At 65.0% G+C, this 2,563-nt stretch carries 3 protein-coding genes; all 3 read left to right on the plus strand.

Annotated elements, in window-relative coordinates:
• A partial coding sequence (gene adh / locus ACWDU1_RS31490; protein ID WP_450004061.1) for an aldehyde dehydrogenase occupies positions 1-1,043 on the plus strand: 1,043 nt, incomplete at its 5' end.
• Positions 1,043-1,444 carry a DUF779 domain-containing protein gene (locus ACWDU1_RS31495; RefSeq protein ID WP_450004062.1) on the plus strand — a complete coding sequence of 134 codons (402 nt, stop codon included), beginning with the start codon at positions 1,043-1,045 and terminating at the stop codon, positions 1,442-1,444. The genes adh and ACWDU1_RS31495, both read left to right, overlap by 1 nt.
• 152 nt (positions 1,445-1,596) lie before the next feature.
• Positions 1,597-2,563 (plus strand): ATP-binding protein (locus ACWDU1_RS31500; RefSeq protein ID WP_450004063.1); only part of this gene is annotated, 967 nt, incomplete at its 3' end.

The following is a 2,563-nucleotide window of genomic DNA, read 5'->3' on the forward strand; positions in this document are numbered from 1 at the left end:
TCCGATCTATTCCGTGGATCTTCCCCATCCTGATGGCCACCTGGAAGCTGGCGCCGGCGCTGGCCGCCGGGAACGCGGTGGTACTCAAACCGGCCGAGCAGACTCCGGCGTCCATCCTGAAAGTGGTGGAGCTGATCGCCGACCTGCTGCCGCCGGGGGTGCTGAACGTGGTGAACGGGTTCGGTGTGGAGACCGGTAAACCGCTGGCCTCGAGCCCACGGGTGGCCAAGGTGGCGTTCACCGGTGAGACGACCACGGGCCGGCTCATCATGCAGTACGCCAGCGAGAACATCATCCCGGTGACCCTGGAACTCGGCGGGAAGAGCCCGAATATCTTCCTGCCCGATGTCATGGACGCCGACGACGATTTCCTGGACAAGGCCGTCGAGGGTTTCGTGATGTTCGCACTCAACCAGGGCGAGGTGTGCACCTGCCCGTCGCGCGCGCTCATCCATTCCTCGATCTACGACGAGTTCATGGCGCGCTGTGTGGAGCGCACCCGGGCCATCGTGAGCGGTGACCCGCTCGACGACGCCACCATGATCGGCGCGCAGGCCAGCAACGATCAGTACGAGAAGATCATGTCCTACATCGATATCGGCAAGAAAGAGGGCGCCGAGGTACTCACCGGCGGCGGCTCCCGGTCGGTCGACGGCTACCCGAACGGCTTCTACGTGGAGCCGACGATCTTCAAGGGCAGCAACGATATGCGCATCTTCCAGGAGGAGATCTTCGGTCCGGTGGTGTCGGTGGCCACCTTCGATTCCACCGAGGAGGCCCTCAAGATCGCCAACGACACCCTCTACGGTCTCGGTGCCGGTGTGTGGACCCGCGACGGCAATACCGCCTACCGCCTCGGCCGCGGGATCAAGGCCGGGCGTGTGTGGACGAACTGCTATCACGCCTACCCCGCCCACGCGGCTTTCGGCGGCTACAAGAAGTCGGGGATCGGCCGGGAGAACCACTCGAAGATGCTCGACCACTACCAGCAGACCAAGAACCTGCTGGTGAGCTATTCGGCGCAGAAGCTCGGATTCTTCTGATGCCGGACCCGGCCCGAGTGGAACTCACCGACGCCGCACGCGACCTGCTGCGCGACCTGATCGAGCGGCACGGCCCGGTGATGTTCCACCAATCCGGTGGCTGTTGCGACGGCAGTGCGCCGATGTGCTATCCGCGCGGTGAATTCCGGGTGGGCGGGCAGGACGTGCTGCTGGGTCGGGTCGATGTGGACACCCCGTTCTGGATGAGTGCCGACCAGTACGAGTACTGGAAACACACGCATCTGACGGTCGACGTCGTTCCCGGGCGCGGGAGTGGGTTCTCCCTGGAGGCGCCGGAGGGTGTGCGTTTCCTCATCCGCTCCCGCCTGCTCACCGATGAGGAGTTCCTCCGGCTCGAATCGGCCGCGCCGCCGCGCACCGGCGCGGATATCGGCGAATGAGGTAGTGGACGAGATTCCACAGACGTGCCGGGTTCACCGGCCGTCTGTGGATTCCGCGGAGCCCGCCGATATTCGGTGGCGACGGGCGCGACCGGAAACATAGCCTTTGGAGGCAATATCCGGTCTGCCGTGAAAGCGAGTCGAAGAAGGCCGTGGAGGCATCCGTCACCGTCACCCCCGACCAACTACCCGAACTGCTGTTGTCACTCGCGGTCGTCCGGCCGGTTTTTCTGTGGGGCGCGCCGGGGATCGGAAAGAGCTCATTGGTCCGATGTTTCGCCGAATCGCTGGGGCTGGATTGCGTGACGCTGCTGGGTACCCAGCTCGCTCCGGAGGATCTGATCGGAGTGCCGCAGATCGTCGACGGCCGGAGCCGGTTCGCGCCGCCGGAGGCGATCGCCCGGCCACAGCCGTATTGCCTGTTCCTGGACGAGTTGAACGCGGCCGCGCCGGAGGTGCAGAAATCGTTCTATTCGCTGATCCTCGACCGCCGGATCGGCTCCTACGAACTGCCCGCGGGATCGGTGGTGATCGGCGCCGGTAACCGCGCCACGGATAACGCGCTGGCCCGGCCCATGGCCTCGGCACTGGTCAACCGGATGGTGCATATTCATCTCCGGGCCGATGCCGGCGACTGGCTGAAATGGGCCGCCCACAACGATATCCATCCGTGGGTGGTGCGGTATCTGACCCAGCGCCCCGATCATCTCTGGTCGCAGCCGCCCAAATCCGAGGCTCCGTTTTCCACTCCGCGTGGCTGGCATATGCTTTCGGACGCGCTGCACTCCTGCGGCGAGGATATCGACGACACCCGGCTGCACATCCTGGCCGCCGGTACGCTCACCGCGGGTCACGCGTCGGGTTTCCGGTCGTATGTGAAAACTCTGCGGCACGCCTACGACCTGGATGCCGTGTTCAAGGGCGACGCCGGCTGGCCGCGGGCGGCCGCAGATCGCGATCTGCTATATTTCCTCTCCGAGACCTTCCGGGTCCGTCTGATCAAAGACCTGCCCGCTTCTCGCGAACACATCTCCCCCGCGACGCAGCGGTTCGTGCTGCGCACCAAATCCCTGCTCGTCGAATTGGCCGAGATCTCGGTGGAGTGCGCGCAGCTGGTCA

The sequence above is a fragment of the Nocardia sp. NPDC003345 genome, from assembly GCF_053589395.1.

Bases quoted from the DNA above. Each gene is read 5' to 3' on its own strand.
- ACWDU1_RS31495 (WP_450004062.1), top strand. From the start codon at position 1,043: ATGCCGGACCCGGCCCGAGTGGAACTCACCGACGCCGCACGCGACCTG.